This window comes from Bradyrhizobium sp. HKCCYLRH1030 (assembly GCF_051168395.1).
Lineage (GTDB): Bacteria > Pseudomonadota > Alphaproteobacteria > Rhizobiales > Xanthobacteraceae > Bradyrhizobium.
The window spans coordinates 206,968-227,613 of the sequence record NZ_JBNPUY010000008.1; the positions used below are offsets into that span (position 1 = coordinate 206,968).

A 20,646-nucleotide genomic window follows, 5' to 3' on the forward strand; every position below is an offset into this window, starting at 1 on the left:
TATGGTTTCCTCAAGATGCCTTGCCGAAGGCGAGGACATGCAGCCCGAGCCGCTGCTTGACGATCCGGAACAGCAGCACGGTCTCGAAGGCCAGCGACAGCGAGGTCGCCGCCGCGGCGCCGTGGCCGCCGAACTGCGGCACCAGCAGGATGCAGAGCACGAGGTTCATGACGAAGGCCGCCGCATAGGCCATGGCGCAGGCGCGCTGCTGGCCCAGCATGTTGAGCAGCCGCTCCACCGGTCCGATCGCGGCGCGTACGACGAGCCCGATTGCGGCGATGAACATGATGTCGTAGCCGGCGGTGAACTGCGCGCCGAACAGAAACAGCAGCGGCTTGCCGAGCGCGAGCAGCACCAGCGTCGCCGCGAGCGAGGGCCAGAACGTCCACTTGATCGCATGCGCGACATAGGCCGACAGCCGCGCCTTGTCGCCGAGCGCGTGGTATTCGGCGAAGCGATGCGCCGTCGTCGCCGACATCGCGTAGTGGATGAACGACACCAGCGCGAGCGTCTTCACCACCGCGAAATAGATGCCGACCTCCTCGGAAGAGCGGAATTGCTGCAGCACCAGCACGTCGGTGTAGGACAGCAGCAGATAGAAGCTCTCGACCATGAGGATCGGCAGCGAGATCGCGAGCCAGCCGCGGAGATCATATTGTTTGGGACCTGGCTCGACGTGGCCGCGGAGCCGGTTGTTCAGCACCAGCATCTGGCCGAGCATCGCAAGCCACACCGCGGCCGCGCTCGCGGCCATCGCAGCGGTGGCGCCGAGATCGAGGCCGAGCACGAAGGCGCCCGCCGTGAAGCCGATGATCAGCGTCTGGCGGATGATGAATTGCGGCATCAGGCCGAGCGTCATCCAGTCGTGCGAGCGGGCGATGCCGTCCTGGGTGTTGGCGACGACGAAGGCTGGCAAGGTGAGGCAGCCGATGTAGAGCGGCATGCGCTCGCCGGCGTCGATCCAGGGCGACAGCAGCGCGATCAGGCCGGCGAGCAGCAGCGCCGCAGCGGTGGACGTCGCCAGCGTCAGCCAGCGTCCGCCGGAGAGGAAGCCGCGCAGCAGCGCCTGCTGGCCCGCGGTGCGGTAGTCCGGAATGATCTTCTGCGCCGAGGAGGCGATGCCGACATCCAGCATGCTGCCGAGCAGCAGCACCCAGGTCCAGACATAGACATAGGTGCCGTAGTCCGAGCCGCCCATCCAGCGCGCGAGCAGGATCTGGCTGAGATAGGCGAGGCCCGCGCTGAGCACGCGGATCAGGAAGATGGTGCCGGCCAGGCGGCGCGTCAGCGATGCCTCGCCGCTGCCGCCGAGCGCGGCCAGGCGCGCCTTCAGGCGGGCCGCGAGGCCGGTCGATGCGGGGGCGTTGCGGGCATCCATCACGGCCACGGCGGGGTCCGGCTCCACGGCCGCGCGGATGGCGGCGATGGTGCTTCCCTATCAACGCAACGTTAAGATTGAGTTGGGCCGGCGCCGCGTCGGTCGCGCGGCGCTACAGCCGTCACGGCAGAGTGAAGTTGAACTCGTAAGACTTGTCGGGGCCGACCAGCGTGAATTTCAGGGCCGCGCCGTCCGGCTTCACGCCCGGCGGAACGCCGTCGAACTCGAAGGCGAAGCGCTTGATGCCCGGCATGCCGCTGTCGCGCACGGTCGGGATCGGCAGTGCCCAGTCAGGCGTCGGCCCCTCGACATAGAGCTGGACGCCGCGCGGATCGGCGACGGCGACGTCGACGACGACGTCCTTCGGGCCGTCGCGCTTGACGTCGCGGATCGTCAAGGGGATGGCGTCGCCGACAGTGGCCGGCTTCGGCACCGTGTCGAGGGCCGCCGAGAGCGCCGTATCCTCGGTGCTGGCGACGCTGGTGAAGGCGAGCTCGGCCTTTGCCTCGACGGGAATGCAGATCTTCTCGCAGACCGCGTAGCTGACGTCGGCGCGCAAGGTCATCGGCTTGTCGGGGTTCTTGGCGACGATGCGCAGCGGCAGCACGACCTGATCATGATAGCCGAGCGAGTGCCCGCCGGCGCCGTCGTCGAACTTTGTCGGCGCGGGCCACAGAACCGTCACCGCTTCGACGTTCTCCGACTTGGAAAAGTCGAACCGCGGCGGCACGCCTGAATCGCCGGGCGTTCGCCAATAGGTCTTCCATCCCGGCTGCAGCGCGAAGGCGATGCCGCCCAGCATGACCGGACCGCTGCGCGAGCCCGCGAGCAGGCGCACCGCGGAGTGGCTGTCGCGCTGCCAGGGCGAGGAATCCTGCGCCTGCGCGCCGAACGCAAGGCAGGATGATACGACGGTCGCGACGAGCAGTGTGGCAGAGTGGTGAGGAACCAAGGCGGACATGAGACGTCTTTAGAGTGCGGTTCGGGCGCAAACCATTGAAATGCTTGTGAGCAGATTTCCTCGCGAGGACCTGAACCTTGATTGACAGATGCGCATCCCAATATCAGGATATCGATGATCATGAGAGTCCTTGCGGATGAATCCTGAGGCAAAAAGGCTGAGCGACATTCGCCGCAAAGTGACAGGGATCGGGGATCACACCTCTCACGGTGGTTACCTCGACGGTCAGCTGCTGGTTGCGATGCCCGTGATGGGCGATTCCCGTTTCGAGCGCTCGGTGATCTATCTCTGCGCGCATTCGGCCGAGGGCGCCATGGGTATCATGGTGAACCGGCCGGCGGGCAGCATCGACTTCCCTCAGCTCCTGATGCAACTGAATATCATCGAGAAGAGCGATCAGATCAGCCTGCCCGACAGCGCCGAGACGATGAAGGTGCTGAGCGGCGGCCCGGTCGATACCGGGCGCGGCTTCGTTCTGCATTCGAGCGACTACTTCATCGCCAACGCGACCTTGAAGATCAACGACGGCGTCTGCCTGACGACGACGATCGACATCCTCAAGGCGATCGCCAAGGGCGACGGTCCGAAGCACGCCATCCTCGCCCTCGGCTATGCCGGCTGGCGCGCCGGCCAGTTGGAGGAAGAGATCCAGGACAATGGCTGGCTGCATTGCGACGCCGATCCGGAGCTGATCTTCGGCGACAATGTCGACGCCAAATACGATCTTGCGCTGCGCAAGATCGGCATCGATCCCGGCATGCTGTCCAACGCCGCCGGGCACGCATAGGCCTTATTGTCCCGTTGGAGCCCCCGCGCTCGCTGGGATCAGAGAAGGCTTAATGGGGCGCTCTGCCTCTCCGCCGTCATTGCGAGCGCAGCGACTTGTCCGCCGAAGCTTTGAGAGCGTAGGCGGAAGCAATCCAGAATGTCCCCCCGCGGATGCAGTCTGGATTGCTTCGTCGCTTCGCTCCTCGCAATGACGACATGGAGAGGGATGAGGCCGCGCATCTCTGCTGAAGGCAGAACTATTCCGCCGCCTGCTGCGCGACCGTCGGTTCGGTGCCGGCCACCGTGGCGCGGCGCATGTCGCGCGGTTGCGACTGATCGTAGCGGCGCACGCGATGCATGGTCTGCCTGTTGTCCCACATGATCAGGTCGTGCAGCGTCCATTTGTGGACGTAGACGAACTCGGGCTGGGTGGCATGCTCGGTGAGGTCGCGCAGCAGCAGCCGGCCTTCCGGCATGCTCATACCGATGATGGCGCCGGCATGCGATGACAGATAGAGCGACTTGCGGCCATGGGCAGGATGAATGCGGACCAGCCGCTGCCTGACCGGTTTGAACATCTCCTTCTCCTCGTCGGTGTAGTCGAGGAAGCCGAGCGCGCCGCGCGAATACATCAGCGAATGTTCGCAGACGAGATCCTCGATCTCGGCCTTGGTCTCCCGGTCGAGCGCGTCATAGGCGGCGCGCATGTCGGCGAATTCGGTGTTGCCGCCCTTCGGGTTCACGATCCGCGCCGAGAGGATCGAGTATTTCGCCGGGATCGGCCGGAACGAGCTGTCGGAGTGCCACAGGCAGTTGCCGAGATTGAACAGATGCGTGCGATGGTCTGATGGCAGCGGCTTGCCATCCTTGCCGAGATTGGAGACGTCGTTGAGGCCGGTGGTGAGGCGGTAATCCTCCTTCTTGGTGACGGTGCCGCCGCGCGCCTGCTCGCGGTCGCCGAAGCTGAGCGCGAAGGCGAGCTGCTGCTCGTCGGTGACGTCCTGATCGTGAAATACGAGAACGGCGTAGTGATCGATCGCGGCCTGCAACTGCGCGACCTCGTCCCGAGCGAGAGGCTTTCGCAGATCGACACCGGATACTTCGCCGACGAAATGCCGATGCAACTGCCGGATGGCGATCGCCATGGTCTCCTCCTCGCGTCCTCATCAGGGCGGACTCCTGTCCGCTTCTTCTGATGGAAGAGGCTACGCCGGCGATGCGCGAAGTCAACGCAAGGCGCGGATCGCCGACCGCACGGCTGTCATGCCGGCGCGTCAGACGTCATGCATTGCGGGCCATCAGCCCGCCGTCCACGGGGATCACCGCTCCGGTGAGGAACGACGCGGCCGGCAGGCACAGGCTCAAGGTCATGTGCGCGACTTCTTCGGGATCGCCGTAGCGGCCAAGCGCGGTGCGGCGCCGTGCATAGACCGCCTTCTGCTCGTCTGGAATGCGCGCGGTCATCGCCGTGGTGATCGGGCCCGGACAGATGCAGTTGACGGTGATGCGATCGCGGCCGAGCTCGACCGCGAGCGAGCGCGTCAATCCGGTCACCCCGGCCTTTGCAGCCGAATAGGCGCTGTGCCGCGCGGTTGCGCCGAGCGCCTCGGTCGAAGCGATGTTGACGATGCGCGGGCTGTTCGAGCGGCGCAGATGCGGCAGCGCGGCACGGATGACGCGCTGCTGCGCCGTCAGCATGATGGCAAGCCCTCTTGCCCAGGCCTCGTCGTAGGCTTCGTCGTCGATCGCGACATGCACCGAGATGCCGGCATTGTTGACGATGACGTCGAGCCCGCCGAAATGCGTCGCAGCATCGCCGACGACGGCCGCGATGGCGTTGCGGTCGACGAGGTCGAGCCGCCAGGCGCGCGCCGTTCCGCCGCTGGCCTCGATGTCTGCCGCCACCGCGCGGGCCGCGTCCTCATCGACATCGGTGACTGCGACCCTGGCGCCTTCATCGGCGAACACGCGCGCGGTCGCGCGCCCCATCCCCGACGCGGCGCCGGTGATCAGGACGGTCAATCCCTTGACCGAGCGGCTGAGTTGCCTGTGCTGGTGCATATTTGCGGCTCACGGAAAAATGCGCATCGCATGCTCGCCGTCGGGATTATCACTGATCGGACGTATTCGGTAGGCACCGATCCGGCATGGCCGAATTCTCGTTGCCGACGACGCGGATCAACAAACCGGAGTGATCATGGTGCTCTCCACGACCTTCCTGCGCCTGGCATTGGTGATGGGACTCGTTGCGACCACGGCCGCGCGAGCCGAGAGCATCAATGCCGGCGATCGCAAGGCAAGCGCCGTGCGCCCGTTCGAAGCGCGGAGCGTTGCCGAGTTCGATACGCCCTGGGCCATCGCCTTCCTGCCGGATGGGCGGATGCTGGTCACGGAGAAGCCAGGCCGGATCTTTCTCGTCACGCAAGGTGGGCAGAAGATCCAGATCGGCAACGTGCCTGCCGTCGCGGCGCGCGGACAGAACGGCCTCCTGGACATTGCGGTGTCGCCGAGCTTCGCGACGACGTCGCAGATCTATCTCACCTACACCGAGCCGAGCAGCGAAGGCAGCCGGCTCGTCCTGACCCGTGCCGTGTTGTCGGTTTCGAATGACAACGCCACGCTGACCGACCCCACCGTCATCTGGCGCCAGACGCCCGCCGGCGGCGGCGGGCAGCCCGGCGGCATCATCGCGTTCGATCCGTCGGGAACGCATCTGTTCCTGACGGTCGGCGACCGCATGCAGCCGAACAGCGCCCAGGATCCACGTCAGGCGCGCGGCAAGGTGCTCAGGCTCGATCTCGACGGCGCGACTCCGTCGGACAATCCCATGGCCGAGGACAAGGGCGTGCCGGCCCAGACGTGGACCACCGGCCACCGCAATCCCTACGGGCTCGCCTTCGCATCAGATGGCAAGCTCTGGCTGCACGAGATGGGACCACGCGGCGGCGACGAACTGAACCTGATCGAGCCGGGCAAGAACTACGGCTGGCCGCTGGTGTCGAACGGCGACAATTACAACGGCACGCCGATCCCGCGGCATGCGACGCGGCCCGACCTCGCGCCGCCGCCGCTCTATTGGGATCCTGTGATCGCGCCGGCCGGCCTGGTCTTCTATGATGGTCCGATGTTTCCGCAATGGAAGGGATCGGCGCTGATCGGAGGCTTGCGGGTGCACGCGCTGGTCCGCGTTGCCTTCCGGACCGATGGTCAGCCTGACGAGGCCGAGCGCTGGGACATGGGCGAGCGCATCCGCGACGTCGCCGTGGCGCCGGACGGCGCCGTCTGGGTCATCGAGGACGACTCGCCCGGCCGCCTGCTGCGGCTGACACCGATGAAGTAGCTGCGCAGCAGCATTGATGCGAAGGCGCCGATGCCGGGGTCGCCACAGCCCGCGATGCCGTTGACAGGGCCTGCGCCGATCCCCACACCATCCGACAAACAACAAGAGAAGGAGTGGGGAGATGAACGCGCTCGATTTCACGGGACGCTCGGTGCTGGTGATCGGCGGATCGAGCGGCATCGGCAACGGCATCGCGCAGGCGTTTCGCGCGCAGGGCGCGCGCGTCGACGTCAGCGGCACGCGGGCGAGCGCCGCCGATTATGCCGAAGGTGAGGGCTCCGATCTCGCAGGGGTGAACTACCATCAGCTCGATGTGAGCGATCCCGGCGCGATCGAGAGCTTCGCGCCGCGGCTCGATCGGCTCGATGTGCTGGTGCTGGCGCAGGGCGCGGTATTGTACCGGCGCGGCGAATTCGCCATGGAGGGCTTTCGCAAGGTGGTCGAGGTCAACCTCATCAGCCTGATGGCCTGTGCGACGAAATTTCACGGCCTGCTGCGCGATGCCAGGGGCGCGCTCATCATCGTCTCGTCGACCGCGGCCTATCATTCGACCATGGGCAATCCGGCCTACAACGCCTCGAAAACCGGCGCGATGGGATTGACGCGAACCCTGGCCGAGGCGTGGGCGGAAGACGGCATCCGCGTCAACGGGATCGCGCCCGGGCTCGTCGACACCAAGATGACCAAGGTGACGACCGCCAATCCGAAGCGCCTCGAGGGCGCGCTGCAGCGCATTCCGCTGCGGCGGCTGGGGACGCCGCAGGACATGGCCGGTGCGGCGCTGTTCCTGGCCTCGCCGCTGTCGTCCTACATCATCGGCCAGACCCTCGTCGTCGACGGCGGCCTGATTTTGTAGTCGTCCGGAACCTGCGCCGTGCTGGCCGGTTAGCAGGCCAGCAATCCCGCACAATGCAGAGAAGGAGAGCGGCAATGGATCAGGATCGGCTGACCGGTACGGCCAAGGATGTCGCAGGCAAGATCGAAGGCGGCGTCGGCGAGATGTTGGGCGACAAGAGCACGCAGGCGTCGGGGCGTGCGCGCGAGGCCTCGGGCGTCGTGCAGAACATGTATGGCCAGGCCAAGGACGCGGCGCGCGAGGCCGGCGATGCGGCGATGGATTTCGCCAAGGATACGTTCGGCAACGGCTCCGAGACGCTGCGTGACGGCACGCAGGCGCTGACCAAGCGGGTTCAGGACAATCCGATGGGCGCGCTGCTGGTCGCCGGCGGCATCGGCTTCCTGCTGGCGATGCTGATGCGCTCGCCGAGCCGGCCGCAGCCGCCGCAGCGCTGGCGCTACTGAGCCCGCAAAGACCCGCTGACGATCAGATGACAATCGGCCCGCATTCGCTCTCGAATGCGGGCCGATTTGTCATTGGCACCTTGGTCCGGAATGATCCGCGTCGATCGCCCTCAGCGCCGAAATGTGGTCACGATCAGCGGCCCTGGGTCTCCAGCGATGCTGCCGAGCGGCCGACCAATCCTGGCGGCCGCGGCGGCGCGTTCGGATTGCGCGCGGCGGGCGGCCGCGCCGGCTGCTGTTGCTGCTGAGGCGCGCCGAAGCCGAAAAACTCACGAACGCCCTGATTCGGCTGCGGCGTTTGGGCTGGCGGCTGCTGGGTGGGCGCCCCCGGCGTGGTCAGCCGCCTTTGCCGCGGCTGCGGCGACACCGGCCCAGGTGCTGCCGGCGTCGCTTCCGCCGGCGAAGTCGCTGCCATCGGCGCTTCGGGCCGGGTAGGCTCCTTCGGCGGCTCCTTGGCCTGCTCACGGCCGACCTCGCGGCGAGGCCAGACGAAATCGTCGGCGCGGCCGGCCGGCGGGCTCAGCGCCTCGCCCTTGACCAGGGTTCGGGCCGCCAGCGCGTCGACCGCCGCAGGTCGGGAGCCGGGGCCGCCCAGCAACTGATCGGTGCCGACGGATGACGCCACCAGCGGCAGGATCGGGCCGGCGACCGGCCGCGGCGCCGGCTGGCCCGGTACGGCATTGGCGTCCGGCGTGGCCGGCTCGTTCGGCAGCTCGAGCGGCGCGGAACGGGCCGCGAGCAGCCGGTTGATCTCACGCTCGGCATAATGGGCGAGCTTGCGCGCGCCCGGCTTGGTGAAATAGACGCCGTCATAGGAGCGCAGCTGGCGGATCTGGCCCTCGAAGTCCGGGCCTTTCTGCAGGAAGCGGCCGGCCTCGTCGACGAAGCCGTCCCAGACATCGACATAGGTGATGCCGGCCTTGCCGGCGGCATCGCGATACAGCGAGTCGAGGAACAGCGTGTCCGCCGTCCCCTTGGGACCGCGAACCGCGGGCAGGCCGACCCAGAGCACGGGCACGCCCTTGCTCTTGGCGATCGCGATCATCTCCTCGATCTTCTTCGTATACAGCTCGACCCAGCGCTCGTCCCGGAACTCGTAGAGGCCGCCCGGCGAGCGGGCGGCCTTCTCCGGTGCCGCGACCGCAGGCGTGTCGTTGTCGGCCTCGTCCTGCGGCAGATCGGTATCGGCAGCCTTGTCGTCGGGCTTGGCCGCCGTGTCGGCCTTGCCATCCGGCTTGGCTTCGCCCGGCTTGGTCTCACCAGGCTTTGTCTCACCAGGCTTGGCCTTGGCATCCTTCTTGGCCTTGTCGCCCTTCTTGTCGTCGGTCTTCTCGATCGCGGGCTCGCGCAGCGAGATGCGGTCGTTGAGGCCGAGCATGATGACGATGGCGTCGGCGCGTTCGGTCGCCAGGATACCCTTGGCGGCGGCGGCCCAGTCGGCCGGCTCGCCCCTGGGCTGATACTTGATGAGGCCCGACGTGGTCCGGATCCTGCGGGTCACGCCCATGTCGGGCTGCTCGGCATAGGCCTCTTCCAGGCCATAGGCGAGCCAGTCGGCCATGGCGTCGCCGAGCACCAGCACGTAGCGGTCCGGCGCGCCATCACGCTTCTCCGGCGGCGGCGCCTTGGAATAGTCTTGGATCACCCTCTTCGGCTGTTGCTGCGGGAACGGAGCGAAGAATTCGCCGCCGAACCAACCTCCGCCACCTCCACCGCCGCGCGGTGCCGGGCGGGGCGAAGCGAACGGGTTGAAGTTGAAGAACTGGGCCGAGGCGGGACCGGCGATGCCGACGAGCATGGCGATGACGACCGCCAGCACGACCAGCGGGCCGGGCTCGTTCAACAGCTTGAGGATGGACTTCAGCTTTGACATGCGCACCCGTCGCGCGGCGTGATCGTGACGATTCATATAATAGGACGCGAATCAGGCCGCAAACGGGCATTCACCGGATGGTGTTGACGGCGCCGGTAATCGCCCCAGAAGGTTACCGGCAGGGCAGATTGGGGCTGCGATCAGCGCGTCCGCAGCCGTTCGAGCACATCCGAGGTGGCAAATCCGTCCGCCGGCGCCCCGATCGAGGCCTGGAAGTTCCGCAGCGCCTCGCGCGTCTGGCCGCCGAACTGGCCGTCCGGCGTTCCGCGGTAAAATCCGCGCTCGGCGAGCAATTGCTGCAGCTCGAGCCGCTCGCCGCGCGACAGCGTTCGCTCCTCGCGCGGCCAGGCCTGAACGAACGGCGGTGCGCCGCGGAGGCGGTCGGCGAAGTGTCCGATCGCCAGCGCATAGGCTTCCGCAGGGTTGTATTTCATGATGACGCGGAAGTTCTGCAGCATCAGGAAGCCGGGGCCCTGGGCGCCGGCCGGCGCCAGCAGATAGGCCTTTTCGGCGCCAGTCGGGAACGGCTGACCGTTGGCCCGCCGCAGGCCGAGCTGTTCCCACTGGGCGAAGCTCATGCTCTTGGCGCGGTCGGCGAGCATGTAGTTGAAGCCCTGGGGCACCACGACCTCGTAGCCCCAGCTCTGGCCGCTCTGCCAGCCGTCCTTCTTCAGATTGTTGGCGGTGGAGGCGATCAGGTCGGCCGGATTGTCGACGACGTCGCGGCGGCCGTCACCATCGGCATCGACGGCGAAGCGCTTGAACGCGGTCGGCATGAACTGGGTCGGGCCGAAGGCGCCTGCCCAGGAGCCGCGCAACTGCTCGGGGCGCAAATCGCCGCGATTGAGGATTTCCAGGGCGGAGAGGAACTCATCCTTGAAATAGGCCTGGCGGCGGCCGATGCAGGCGAGCGTCGCGGTCGACTGCAGCACGCTACGGTCGCCGATCTGGGTCGAGTAGTTGGACTCGATGCCCCAGATCGAAGCGACGATGTAGCGGTCGACGCCATAGGTACGCTCGGCCGCATCGAACTGCGGCTTGTACTTCGCCAGCACCTCGCGGCCCTTCGCCAGCCGGTTGTCGTTCACCAGGATGTCGAGATAGTCCCAGATCGATTTGGTGAATTCGGGCTGCGCGTCGAGCAGGTCCATGATGCGCAGGTCCGGCGACAGGCCGGCGGTAAAGCGCTGGAAATTGTCCTGGGTGATGTTGCGTCGTGCGGCATCTGGCCACATGCCGGCGACGCAATTGTCGAAATTGCCGGCGGCTTCGCGGATCGCCGCCGCCGTCATCAGCGGATGGCCGGAGGCGCCGTCCTGGCCGCTCCACGGCTGCGGCCCGCCGGCGGCAGGGGGCTGGTTGGGGGCGGGGTCGCCCTTCGTCAGGGTGCCCGTGAACAGGCCGTCGAGAAAGTTCAGCGGCCCGCCTGAGGATTGCGCGACAGCGGAACCAGACACCACCGTCAACGCCGTGACCAGAACCGCCGCGCCAGCACCGGCCTTCAGAGCTGTCAGCATCACGTTCCGTCGCATCATGTCTCGATCCAGATCGCATGGAAGATCGGCCTCCACGAGGCCCGGTCCTGCTTAACGGGAGATTAACAAGGTTAACGATTTCCGCAGCGAAATTTAGCCGTTCGGTCCGTGTCGAGCGGAACACTGGACCAACATCCGCCTTTGTTCTCGGCTGCAAACGAGCTACCTAAAATGCGATCGATTTCGCATTCATATCGCCACAAGGTCTAGTCATCCCCATGAAGATCCGCAAAGCCGTTTTCCCGGTCGCCGGTCTCGGCACCCGCGTCCTGCCCGCCACCAAGGCGATGCCGAAGGAAATGCTGACGATCGTCGACAAGCCGCTCATCCAATACGTCTTCGACGAAGCCAAGGAGGCGGGCATCGAGCATTTCGTGTTCGTGACCGGGCGAAACAAGACCGCGATCGAGGATCATTTCGACCGCATGTACGAGCTCGACGCGACGCTCGCGGCGCGCGGCAAGAAGACCGAGATGGAAATCCTCGCGCGCGACCAGCCGGAGGCCGGCGCGGTCAGCTTCACCCGCCAGCAGGCGCCGCTCGGGCTCGGCCATGCCGTGTGGTGCGCGCGCGACATCGTCGGTGACGAGCCGTTCGCGGTGGTGCTGCCCGACGAGCTGGTGCTGAACGCGCCGGGGTGCCTGGCGCAGATGATTGCTGCCGCCAGCAAGCTGCCGGAAAAGAGCAATGTGCTCGCCGTGCAGGAGGTGCCGGCCGATCAGACCCATCAATACGGCATCTGCGGCGTCGGCAAGCGCGACGGCAAGATGTTCGAGGTCGACGGCATGGTCGAGAAGCCGGCCAAGGGCACCGCGCCGTCGAACTTCTCGATCACCGGGCGCTACATCCTGCAGCCGGAGATCTTCCAGATCCTCGCGACGCAGGAGCGCGGCGCCGGCGGCGAGATCCAGCTCACCGACGCGATGATCGGTCTGTCGAAGACGCAGAAATTCTACGGCGTGGACTTCGACGGCGAGCGGCATGATTGCGGCTCGAAGTCCGGCTTCCTGAGGGCCAACATCGCCTTCGCCATGGCGCGAGCCGACCTGCGCGATGGCCTGCGCGCGGACATGAAGCGCTATCTCGAAGGCAAGGGCTGAGGCCAAGCCGGCGCGAAATGCCGCGCCTTCGAGGCGGTTGGCGGCATCACGCCGCCAGCGAAGCCGCGGGTGACGGATGACGCACCGCTGCGCTGGCGCAGCGGTTACGGCCCGCGGCCTTGGCCATGTACAGGGCGCGGTCGGCGGCATTGAGCAGGCCGGTCCAGTCCGTGTCGCGCGACGGCGTGACGCTGGCGGCGCCGATGCTGATCGAGGTGGTGCACGCTTCTCCCGCCCACAGCTTGACCTTGCTGCGGATCGTCTCCGCGACGCGCAGCGCATCCGCTTCCGAGGTCCCCGGCAGCAGCACCGCGAACTCCTCGCCGCCATAACGCGCGGCGCAGTCGCCGGCGCGCCGCACCGAATCGGAGATGCACACGGCGATGCCGACCAGCACCTGATCGCCGGCCTGGTGCCCATGGGTGTCGTTGTAGCTCTTGAAGTGATCGGCATCGATCATCAGCAGCCCCAGCGGCGCGCCGGCGCGCTGCGCCCGCCGCCATTCGAGTTCGATGGTCTCGTCGAACTTGCGCCGATTCTTCAGGCCCGTCAGCGGATCCGTGGTCGCGAGCTGCTCCAGTCTGGATTCGACCTTCGCCCGGAGCTGGATCTCGCGCGCGGCGACCTGCGTCGCGGCCAGGACGAACACGATCAGCGCCAGCATCATCGCCCCGATCTCTGCAGCCTCATGGCGCCAGTATGCATAGACGCTGTCCCACGACTTGCTGGCGATCACGACCAGCGGCTCATTGGCATTGCGCCAGACCAGCAGCCGCGGCAGATCGTCCAGCGCGCCATAGCTGCTCGACCAGCCGGCCGGCTCGGTGAGCGCGCGGGTCACGGCCGGCGCCCGCGCCAGGTTGCGCCCGATCGCGCCGGTATCGAACGGCGCGCTGACGATGACGGTGCCGTCGCGCCGGAGCCCGGTGATGTTGTCGCCCGCCCCGAGCGTGAGCCTTGCGAACAGGTCGCGGAAATAGCCGATGCGGATCGAGCCGGCGACGACGCCGGCGAAGCGTCCGTCCGGCGTCGAGATGCGGCGGCTGAGAACGATGGAATATTGGCCATGATGCTGAGCGGGCCGCCCGACATAGAGCCCGGTGTCGGGCCGGTCGCGATGCACCTGGAAGAAATCGGCATCGCTGCGGTCCTCCGGCAGCGGGTCGAGCGTCGACGACTCGAGCGACAGCCGCCCGCGGGCATCAAAGACTTGGATGGTGCCGAAATTCTTCGCGGTGGACGAACGGTCGAACAGGATCAATTGGCGGACGTGCTTGCTGACCTCGTTGATTTCGGGCAGCAACATGTTGCTGGCCACCGCCCGCAGCGAGAGATCGTAGAGCTCGACGGTGCGGCTGATGTCGGCGCCGATGCTGGCGGCCATGTTCTCCAGCGCCTGCCGGGCGCGGACTTCCTCGCTCCGGCGCAGGTCGATCATGACGCTGGCGCAGATGGCGGAGAAACCGATGATGGTCGAGATGGAGCAGGTGATCAGCGTGCGCGCCGAGAGCCGCCAAGGCTGCGTCGCCCGGCCCGTTCGGCGTGTCCAGCGCATCGGATCGTCCCGTCCCCCGTGGAGTCCCGTCCGTAGACTGACGGATAAAGCCGAAGTAACGCATGTTAGGTTAACGAGTCGTTGCGTTCGCCGCGCCTGTCGTCAAGGCGGCCGCACACGCGCTGGTACGATGGAGTCGAGACTTGCCGGACTATGATGCGCTTCGAGACTATCTCAAGCGGCAGACCCGCCCCGAGCTGGTGCTCAGCCTCGACGAGATCGAGGAGCTGATCGGCGACGGCCTGCCGCGCGCCGCGCAGCGCGCCTCGTGGTGGGACAGCCTGCGAAGTCCGCAGGAGAAGATGCCGCAGCGCGAGGCCTGCCTGGCGGCAGGCTATGTCGCGACCCGGCTGCCCGATGGCAAGGGCGTCCGCTTCCGCAAGCTGAAGCCGGAGCGCTGAGCTGCATCTGTGTCCGCGGCACTGGGGCTGTGTCCTGATTTTCCGGCGGTAGTGCTTCGCGCTCAACGTCGACGAGGCGATCGAGGTTTTGGAGAACGCCGGCTGGAAGAAGGGCGCGAGCGGCATTCGCGAGAAGGGCGGCAAGCCGCTCAAGCTCGTGGTCCAGATCTCCACCAACGTCCCGCGGCCGAAGAACCATGTCATCGTCACGTAGGCCTGCCAGAAGGCGGGCATCGAGCTCGAGCCGAAGTCGGTGGTGGCTCGGCGTTCTTCTCCAGCGACGTCGCCAATTCCGACACCTACACGCACGTCTACTGCGACATGGAGATGCTGATGATCAACGATGGCGTCGCCGGGTCCGCGCGTCAGCGGCATCCGCAAAGGTTTGTCGAGCCATTCCTCGGAATGGGACAATGACCTCTGGCAGTTGCCGAACTGGTGTCGCGAGAGCTGAGCGCACATCGAGAGCGTTCATTCCGAAGCAGAACATTCCGGTGTGTGGCGACCGTCGCGAGCGACGTAGTTCCATTTTCCGGGATGTGACTCGCAGTCAATCTTTCCGCATCTGCGAAGTGCGACAATCGATCCGTTCTTTATTGCGGAATTGGCCCGGATTCTGCTTTGACAGTCGCTTCGAAGGCTGATCCAATTTTATGCAGTTCCCGATCGATCCAGGACGGGGACGCGTTTTTGGCATTCAGCACCACCTTTGGAGTCGATGGATGAACGAGCGTGACCTCCGTAGCCAGATCGCTGATGTCAAAGCAGGACGCCTGTCACGGCGCGAATTTGTGCAGCGGATGATTGCCGTGGGGCTGACCGCGCCGATGGCTGGCGCGATGCTCTCCTACTCAGGTGCCGCGGTCGCTGCTGATGCCATCCCCTACAAGCCGACCAAGGCCGGTGGCGGCGGTCCGCTCAAGCTGCTGCTCTGGCAGGCGCCGACGCTGCTCAATCCGCATTTCGCCATCGGCACCAAGGACCAGGAGGCCAGCCGCCTGTTCTACGAACCGCTGGCCGGATGGGACAAGGAGGGCAATCTGGTGCCGATTCTCGCGGCCGAGATTCCGAGCAAGGAGAATGGCGGTCTTGCCGCCGACGGCATGTCGGTGACCTGGAAGCTGAAGAAGGGCGTCAAATGGCACGACGGCAAGCCGTTCACGGCCGACGACGTCATCTTCAACTGGGAATACGCCAACAACCCCGAGACCTCGGCGGTCTCGATCGGCAGCTACAAGAACGTCAAGTCGATCGAGAAGATCGACGATCTGACCGTGAAGCTGGTCTTTCCGCAGCCGACGCCGTTCTGGGCCGATGCCTTCGTCGCCTCGTTCGGCTGCATCATCCCCAAGCATCACTTTGCGGATTATATCGGGGCGAAGTCGCGCGAGGCGCCGGCGAACCTGAAGCCGGTCGGTACCGGTCCCTACATGTTCGTGGACTTCAAGCCGGGCGACACCGTCGCCGGCAAGCGCTTTCCGGACTATCACGTGCCGACGCAGCCCTATTTCGACACGGTCGAGATCAAGGGCGGCGGCGACGCGGTCTCCGCTGCGCGCGCAGTGCTGCAGACCGGTGAATACGATTACGCCTACAATCTGCAGGTCGAGGACGAGATCCTGACCAAGCTCGAGGCGGGCGGCCAGGGCAAGACCGAGCTGACGCTGACCGGCAACATCGAGTATATCGGCCTCAACGTCACCGACCCCAATGTCGAGGTCGACGGCGAGCGCGCCAGCCTGAAGACCAAGCACCCGCTGTTCTCCGATCCCGAGGTGCGCAAGGCGATCAATCTCCTGATCGACCGTGCGTCGGTGCAGAAATTCATCTATGGACGCGCCGGCGTCGCGACGCCCAACTTTCTCAACAACCCCGAGCGCTTCCGCTCCAAGAACAATACTTTCGAGTTCTCGATCGAGAAGGCCAACCAGATCCTCGACGCCGCCGGCTGGAAGAAGGGCGCCTCCGGCATCCGCGAGAAGGACGGCAAGCCGCTCAAATTCGTGTTCCAGACCTCGATCAACGGCCCGCGCCAGAAGAACCAGGCGATCATCAAGCAGGCGTTCCAGAAGGCCGGCATCGAGGTCGAGCTGAAGTCGGTGGTCGCGTCGGTGTTCTTCTCCTCGGACGTCGCGAACCCCGACACCTACTCGCATTTCTACTGCGACATGCAGATGTATCAGACCACGATGCCGCAGGCGGATCCGCAGTTCTTCATGAACCAGTTCGTGTCCACCGAGGCCGCGACCAAGGAGAACAAGTGGCAGGGCCGCAACATCTGCCGCTGGCAGAACAAGGAGTATGACGAGACCTACATGCTGGCCCAGAGCGAGCTCGATCCGGTCAAGCGCGCCGCGCTGTTCATCAAGCTCAACGATCTCGTCGTGCGTGACAACTACGTCCTGCCGGAGATCAACCGGCTCAATGCGATCGGCGTGAAGAACGGCATGGTGCTGTACAAGAGCGGCTGGGACAACGATCTGGCGTTCATCGCCACCTGGTATCGGGCGAGCTGACGCGCGGCCAGCATGACCAGCCAGACATCGTAGGGGTGGAGCGATGGGAAACTATCTTCTCAGGCGCCTCATCGTCGCTGTGCCGAGCCTGCTCGGCATCAGTCTCATTCTGTTCGTGCTGCTCGCGCTGGCACCGGGCGATCCATTCGGCGAGCTCGCGAGCAACCCGAACGTGCCGCCCGAGGTGCGCGAGGCGCTGCGCATCAAGTTCGGGATGAACGATCCCGTGCTGTTGCGCTATGTCCACTGGCTGGTCGCCATGTTCCAGGGCGACTGGGGCTTCTCCTTCGCCAGCCGCGTCAACGTCGACACGCTGATCCTGCAGCGGATACCGACCACGCTCTACGTGGTCGGCACCGCGCAGATCCTGGCGCTGGCGGTGGCGCTGCCGGTGGGCGTGCTCGCGGCGCGGCGGCCGTATTCGATCTTCGACCAGATCGCCAACACCTTCGCCTTCATCGGCTTCTCGCTGCCGACCTTCTTCACCGGCTTGCTGCTGATCCTGATCTTCAGCGTCAATCTCGGCTGGCTGCCGTTCGTCTATCGCGCCGACCTGCAGGCGACCGGCTGGCAATGGTGGTGGGAGAGCATCAAGCAGGCGATCATGCCGGTCATGGTGCTCGGCCTCTACCAGGCGGCGTCCTATACGCGCTATGTTCGCTCCGCCGTGCTCGACGTCATCAAGCTCGACTACGTCACGACCGCGCGTTCCAAGGGCCTCGACGAGGGCAAGGTGATCGTCAAGCACGTCGTGCGCAATGCGCTGATCCCGGTGGTGACGCTGGTCGCGCTGCAGATGCCGACGGTGTTCGGCGGCGCCATCGTCACCGAGCAGATCTTCCGCATTCCCGGCATCGGCTCGCTCCTGATCAGCGCGATCCTCGCCAACGATACGCCGGTCATCATGGCGGTGACCTTCGTGTTCGCCTGTCTCGTCGTCCTCTTCAACCTCATCGCAGACATTCTGTATGGCTGGCTTGACCCACGCATCTCCTTCCGTTGAGACGGTGCCGGTCGTCGCATCGCCCAAACGGCGTTTCTCGCCGGGCCGCGACGCGCTCCGCCGCTTCCTCCGTCACCGCCTCGCGGCGGCCAGCATCGTCGTGCTGCTGCTGCTCGCGCTCTCGATCCTGCTCGGCCCGTGGCTGTGGCGGATTCCGATCAACGAGATCGACTTCACGGCACGCCTCGCGCCGCCGTCCTGGGAGCACCCGTTCGGCACGGACGATCTCGGCCAGGATCTGCTGGCGCGCATGATCTATGGCGGCCGCATCTCGCTTGCGGTCGGCTTTGCCGCGATGGGCGTGGCGCTGTTCGTCGGCATTCTCGTCGGTGCGATCGCCGGCTCGGCCAAGGGACCGGTGGATGCCGCGCTGATGTGGCTGACCGATCTGTTTCTGTCGCTGCCGCAACTGCCGCTGCTGCTCCTGATCATCTATTTGTTCCGCGATTTCCTCAAAGGCTGGCTCGGCCCGGAAGGCGGCGTGTTCGTGCTCATCGTGCTCGTGATCGGCGGCTTCCGCTGGATGCATGTGGCGCGTCTGGTCCGCGCCCAGTTCCTGTCGCTGCGCGAGAAGGAATTCGTCGAGGCGGCGCGCGCGCTCGGCGCCTCCAACACCCGTCTCGTCGTTCGCCACATCCTGCCGAACGCGCTGGGGCCGGTGATCGTCGCCGGCACCATCGACGTCGCGGCCGCGATCATCGCGGAATCGACGTTGTCGTTCCTCGGTCTCGGCTTCCCGCCGGACATTCCGACCTGGGGCCGGCTGCTGTTCGACGCCAAGGACTATCTCGACATCGCGCCGCATTGGGCGCTGTTCGCCGGCGGCGCGATCTTCCTCACGGTCATCGCGATCAACTTCATCGGCGATGGCCTGCGCGATGCGCTCGATCCGCGGAAGGTGATGTGATGGACGCGCGCGTGGCTCCGCTGCTCGAGATTAAGGGGCTGAAGACCTATTTCAACACCGACGAGGGCGAGGTCCAGGCCGTCGACGGCGTCGACATCTCGATCGGCAGCGGCGAGACCCTGTGCGTGGTCGGCGAGTCCGGCTCCGGCAAGACCGTCACCGCGATGTCGGTGCTGAAGTTGATCGCGATGCCGCCCGGCCGCATCGCCGGGGGCCAGATCCTGTGGCAGGGCCGTGACCTGGTGCCGCTCGGCTCGTCCGAGATGAACAAGATCCGCGCCAGCGAGATCGCGATCGTGTTCCAGGAGCCGATGACCTCGCTCAACCCGGTCTACACCGTCGGCGATCAGATCGCCGAGGTGATCCGGCTGCATCAGGGCCTGTCCAACAAGGCGGCGATGGATCGGGCGGCCGAGATGCTGGCGCTGGTGCAGATCCCCAATCCGAAAGCCCGCGTGCACGACTATCCGCACCATTTCTCCGGCGGCATGCGGCAGCGCGTGATGATCGCGATGGCGCTGTCATGCAATCCCAAGCTCCTGATCGCCGACGAGCCGACGACGGCGCTCGACGTCACGATCCAGGCGCAGATCCTCGATCTGCTGCTCGACATGAAGGAGCGGCTCGGCATGTCGATCATGCTGATCACCCACGCGATGGGCGTCGTGGCCGAGGTCGCGCAGCGTGTCGTGGTGATGTATGCCGGCCGGGTCGCGGAGGAGGCGCCGGTCGAGCGGCTGTTTGCCAATCCGCGCCATCCCTATACGCAGGGCCTGATCCGCTCGATCCCGCGGATCGATCTCGACGCGGTCAGGAAGAGCCGGCTGGAAAGCATCCCCGGCAGCGTGCCGAAGCTGGTCAATCCGCCGGAGGGCTGCCGCTTCGCCTCTCGCTGCCGCTTCGCCATTCCCGATTGCAGGACCGCGCAGCCTCTGCTGCGCGAGATCGAGCCCGGCCACAAGGTGGCGTGCATCCGCGCCGAAGAGACGTTGCTGTGATGACCGAAGCTGCCATTGCCACCCCCGTCGTACCCGCGCCGCTGCTCAGCGTACGCAACCTGACCAAGGCGTTCCCGATCCGGGGCGGGCTCTTGAAGCGCCAGATCGGCAGCGTGCGGGCCGTGGACGGCGTCAACTTCGACATCGAGCCGAGCGAGACCTTCGGCCTCGTCGGCGAGTCCGGCTGCGGCAAATCGACCACCGGGCGCTGCGTCCTCCGGCTGATCGAGCCGAGCTCGGGCGAACTGAATTTCGAGGGCAAGGACGTCATCGCGCTGTCCGGCGAAAGCCTGCGCGCGCTTCGCCGCGACATCCAGATCATCTTCCAGGACCCCTATGCCTCGCTCAACCCGCGCATGACCATCGGCGCCATCATCGGCGAGGCGCTGACCATCCATGGGCTGGCGACCTCACGCCAGCAATACGAGGCGCGCATCGTTCATCTCCTGGAGACCGTCGGCCTGCAGGCCGACCACATGACGCGCTACCCGCACGAGTTCTCTGGCGGCCAGCGCCAGCGCATCGGCATCGCGCGGGCGATCGCGGTCGAGCCCAAGCTGATCATCTGCGACGAGCCGGTGTCGGCGCTCGATGTGTCGATCCAGGCCCAGGTCATCAACCTGCTCGAGGATCTGCAGCAGAAGTTCGGCATCGCCTATCTGTTCGTCGCCCACGACCTCTCGGTCGTCGAGCACATCAGCCGCCGCGTCGCGGTGATGTATCTTGGCCGCATCGTCGAGACCGCGCCGTCACGCCAGCTCTATTCGACGCCGAAACATCCCTACACCGAGGCGCTGCTGTCGGCAGTGCCGATCCCGGATCCGAGCGTCAAGCGCAAGCGCGTGCGGCTCAAGGGCGAGGTGCCGAGCCCTATCAATCCACCATCGGGCTGTCACTTTCATACCCGCTGCCCGATCGCCAAGGACGTCTGCAGCAAGGAAGTGCCGCCATTGAAGGCAAGCGCCGAGGGGCATCTCGTCGCCTGCCATTTCCGTTGAGGCGGAGATCG

General features: G+C 66.0%; 19 protein-coding genes. 12 read left to right on the plus strand and 7 right to left on the minus strand.

What is annotated here, in order from left to right:
- Window positions 1–10 precede the first annotated feature (10 nt).
- Window positions 11–1,387 carry a lipopolysaccharide biosynthesis protein gene (locus tag ACQR1E_RS23660; RefSeq protein ID WP_316172642.1) on the minus strand — a complete coding sequence of 459 codons (1,377 nt, stop codon included), beginning with the start codon at window positions 1,385–1,387 and terminating at the stop codon, window positions 11–13.
- Window positions 1,388–1,499: 112 nt separating this feature from the next.
- Window positions 1,500–2,339 (minus strand): protein-disulfide reductase DsbD domain-containing protein, encoded by an 840-nt coding sequence (locus tag ACQR1E_RS23665; protein ID WP_316172641.1) that lies wholly within the window; start codon window positions 2,337–2,339, stop codon window positions 1,500–1,502.
- Between the two features lie 136 nt (window positions 2,340–2,475).
- On the opposite strand from ACQR1E_RS23665, the gene ACQR1E_RS23670 reads away from it, so the two are divergent.
- The gene (locus ACQR1E_RS23670) at window positions 2,476–3,126 is read left to right on the plus strand and encodes a YqgE/AlgH family protein (RefSeq protein WP_316172640.1); all 651 of its coding nucleotides are present in this window, start codon (window positions 2,476–2,478) and stop codon (window positions 3,124–3,126) included.
- Between the two features lie 238 nt (window positions 3,127–3,364).
- Here the strand turns inward: ACQR1E_RS23670 and ACQR1E_RS23675 are convergent, their stop codons facing one another.
- Both ACQR1E_RS23675 and ACQR1E_RS23680 read right to left on the minus strand, forming a co-directional pair.
- The gene (locus ACQR1E_RS23675; protein ID WP_316172639.1) at window positions 3,365–4,252 is read right to left on the minus strand and encodes a TauD/TfdA dioxygenase family protein; all 888 of its coding nucleotides are present in this window, start codon (window positions 4,250–4,252) and stop codon (window positions 3,365–3,367) included.
- A gap of 136 nt (window positions 4,253–4,388) precedes the next feature.
- Entirely contained in the window at window positions 4,389–5,168 is a 780-nt protein-coding gene (locus tag ACQR1E_RS23680; protein ID WP_315713872.1) for an SDR family NAD(P)-dependent oxidoreductase, read from the minus strand.
- 136 nt (window positions 5,169–5,304) lie between these two features.
- On the opposite strand from ACQR1E_RS23680, the gene ACQR1E_RS23685 reads away from it, so the two are divergent.
- From ACQR1E_RS23685 to ACQR1E_RS23695, 3 genes are all read left to right on the plus strand, one after another.
- Window positions 5,305–6,447 (plus strand): PQQ-dependent sugar dehydrogenase, encoded by a 1,143-nt coding sequence (locus ACQR1E_RS23685; protein WP_315713873.1) that lies wholly within the window; start codon window positions 5,305–5,307, stop codon window positions 6,445–6,447.
- A gap of 121 nt (window positions 6,448–6,568) precedes the next feature.
- Window positions 6,569–7,303 carry an SDR family NAD(P)-dependent oxidoreductase gene (locus tag ACQR1E_RS23690; protein ID WP_315713874.1) on the plus strand — a complete coding sequence of 245 codons (735 nt, stop codon included), beginning with the start codon at window positions 6,569–6,571 and terminating at the stop codon, window positions 7,301–7,303.
- Between the two features lie 74 nt (window positions 7,304–7,377).
- The gene (locus tag ACQR1E_RS23695; protein WP_315713875.1) at window positions 7,378–7,749 is read left to right on the plus strand and encodes a CsbD family protein; all 372 of its coding nucleotides are present in this window, start codon (window positions 7,378–7,380) and stop codon (window positions 7,747–7,749) included.
- 133 nt (window positions 7,750–7,882) lie between these two features.
- Here the strand turns inward: ACQR1E_RS23695 and ACQR1E_RS23700 are convergent, their stop codons facing one another.
- Together ACQR1E_RS23700 and ACQR1E_RS23705 are read right to left on the minus strand one after the other, a co-directional pair.
- On the minus strand, window positions 7,883–9,622 hold the full coding sequence (locus ACQR1E_RS23700; RefSeq protein WP_316169486.1) for an SGNH/GDSL hydrolase family protein: 1,740 nt from the start codon (window positions 9,620–9,622) through the stop codon (window positions 7,883–7,885).
- Between the two features lie 140 nt (window positions 9,623–9,762).
- Window positions 9,763–11,157 (minus strand): lytic murein transglycosylase, encoded by a 1,395-nt coding sequence (locus ACQR1E_RS23705; protein ID WP_315713877.1) that lies wholly within the window; start codon window positions 11,155–11,157, stop codon window positions 9,763–9,765.
- A gap of 218 nt (window positions 11,158–11,375) precedes the next feature.
- Between ACQR1E_RS23705 and galU the strand changes: the two genes are divergently transcribed.
- Entirely contained in the window at window positions 11,376–12,257 is an 882-nt protein-coding gene (gene galU, locus ACQR1E_RS23710; RefSeq protein WP_315713878.1) for a UTP--glucose-1-phosphate uridylyltransferase GalU, read from the plus strand.
- A 46-nt stretch (window positions 12,258–12,303) separates the two neighbouring features.
- On the opposite strand, the gene ACQR1E_RS23715 is transcribed toward galU, so the two are convergent.
- Complete coding sequence (locus ACQR1E_RS23715; protein WP_316186663.1) at window positions 12,304–13,812, minus strand: sensor domain-containing diguanylate cyclase; 1,509 nt, start codon at window positions 13,810–13,812, stop codon at window positions 12,304–12,306.
- Between the two features lie 143 nt (window positions 13,813–13,955).
- Between ACQR1E_RS23715 and ACQR1E_RS23720 the strand changes: the two genes are divergently transcribed.
- The 7 genes from ACQR1E_RS23720 to ACQR1E_RS23750 all read left to right on the plus strand — a co-directional run bounded on the left by ACQR1E_RS23720 (window position 13,956) and on the right by ACQR1E_RS23750 (window position 20,635).
- Complete coding sequence (locus tag ACQR1E_RS23720) at window positions 13,956–14,213, plus strand: DUF7662 domain-containing protein (RefSeq protein ID WP_315713880.1); 258 nt, start codon at window positions 13,956–13,958, stop codon at window positions 14,211–14,213.
- A gap of 88 nt (window positions 14,214–14,301) precedes the next feature.
- On the plus strand, window positions 14,302–14,427 hold the full coding sequence (locus ACQR1E_RS23725; protein WP_410051199.1) for a hypothetical protein: 126 nt from the start codon (window positions 14,302–14,304) through the stop codon (window positions 14,425–14,427).
- Window positions 14,428–14,935: 508 nt separating this feature from the next.
- Window positions 14,936–16,729: a peptide ABC transporter substrate-binding protein gene (locus ACQR1E_RS23730; protein WP_316186664.1), complete on the plus strand. Its 1,794-nt coding sequence runs from the start codon at window positions 14,936–14,938 to the stop codon at window positions 16,727–16,729.
- A 43-nt stretch (window positions 16,730–16,772) separates the two neighbouring features.
- Window positions 16,773–17,732 (plus strand): ABC transporter permease, encoded by a 960-nt coding sequence (locus tag ACQR1E_RS23735; RefSeq protein WP_316165784.1) that lies wholly within the window; start codon window positions 16,773–16,775, stop codon window positions 17,730–17,732.
- On the plus strand, window positions 17,698–18,639 hold the full coding sequence (locus ACQR1E_RS23740; protein WP_315826014.1) for an ABC transporter permease: 942 nt from the start codon (window positions 17,698–17,700) through the stop codon (window positions 18,637–18,639). Before ACQR1E_RS23735 ends, ACQR1E_RS23740 begins: the two co-directional genes overlap by 35 nt.
- On the plus strand, window positions 18,639–19,637 hold the full coding sequence (locus tag ACQR1E_RS23745) for an ABC transporter ATP-binding protein (RefSeq protein ID WP_315826015.1): 999 nt from the start codon (window positions 18,639–18,641) through the stop codon (window positions 19,635–19,637). The genes ACQR1E_RS23740 and ACQR1E_RS23745 overlap by 1 nt, the downstream gene beginning before the upstream one ends.
- On the plus strand, window positions 19,637–20,635 hold the full coding sequence (locus tag ACQR1E_RS23750) for an ABC transporter ATP-binding protein (protein WP_315713886.1): 999 nt from the start codon (window positions 19,637–19,639) through the stop codon (window positions 20,633–20,635). Before ACQR1E_RS23745 ends, ACQR1E_RS23750 begins: the two co-directional genes overlap by 1 nt.
- The last annotated feature ends 11 nt before the right edge of the window (window positions 20,636–20,646 follow it).

Bases quoted from the DNA above. Each gene is read 5' to 3' on its own strand.
- ACQR1E_RS23750 (WP_315713886.1), top strand. From the start codon at position 19,637: ATGACCGAAGCTGCCATTGCCACCCCCGTCGTACCCGCGCCGCTGCTC.
- ACQR1E_RS23700 (WP_316169486.1), bottom strand. From the start codon at position 9,622: ATGTCAAAGCTGAAGTCCATCCTCAAGCTGTTGAACGAGCCCGGCCCG.
- ACQR1E_RS23745 (WP_315826015.1), top strand. From the start codon at position 18,639: ATGGACGCGCGCGTGGCTCCGCTGCTCGAGATTAAGGGGCTGAAGACC.
- ACQR1E_RS23735 (WP_316165784.1), top strand. From the start codon at position 16,773: ATGGGAAACTATCTTCTCAGGCGCCTCATCGTCGCTGTGCCGAGCCTG.
- ACQR1E_RS23670 (WP_316172640.1), top strand. From the start codon at position 2,476: ATGAATCCTGAGGCAAAAAGGCTGAGCGACATTCGCCGCAAAGTGACA.
- ACQR1E_RS23680 (WP_315713872.1), bottom strand. From the start codon at position 5,168: ATGCACCAGCACAGGCAACTCAGCCGCTCGGTCAAGGGATTGACCGTC.
- ACQR1E_RS23705 (WP_315713877.1), bottom strand. From the start codon at position 11,157: ATGATGCGACGGAACGTGATGCTGACAGCTCTGAAGGCCGGTGCTGGC.
- ACQR1E_RS23740 (WP_315826014.1), top strand. From the start codon at position 17,698: ATGGCTGGCTTGACCCACGCATCTCCTTCCGTTGAGACGGTGCCGGTC.
- ACQR1E_RS23685 (WP_315713873.1), top strand. From the start codon at position 5,305: ATGGTGCTCTCCACGACCTTCCTGCGCCTGGCATTGGTGATGGGACTC.
- ACQR1E_RS23690 (WP_315713874.1), top strand. From the start codon at position 6,569: ATGAACGCGCTCGATTTCACGGGACGCTCGGTGCTGGTGATCGGCGGA.
- galU (WP_315713878.1), top strand. From the start codon at position 11,376: ATGAAGATCCGCAAAGCCGTTTTCCCGGTCGCCGGTCTCGGCACCCGC.
- ACQR1E_RS23730 (WP_316186664.1), top strand. From the start codon at position 14,936: ATGAACGAGCGTGACCTCCGTAGCCAGATCGCTGATGTCAAAGCAGGA.
- ACQR1E_RS23715 (WP_316186663.1), bottom strand. From the start codon at position 13,812: ATGCGCTGGACACGCCGAACGGGCCGGGCGACGCAGCCTTGGCGGCTC.
- ACQR1E_RS23665 (WP_316172641.1), bottom strand. From the start codon at position 2,339: ATGTCCGCCTTGGTTCCTCACCACTCTGCCACACTGCTCGTCGCGACC.
- ACQR1E_RS23695 (WP_315713875.1), top strand. From the start codon at position 7,378: ATGGATCAGGATCGGCTGACCGGTACGGCCAAGGATGTCGCAGGCAAG.
- ACQR1E_RS23675 (WP_316172639.1), bottom strand. From the start codon at position 4,252: ATGGCGATCGCCATCCGGCAGTTGCATCGGCATTTCGTCGGCGAAGTA.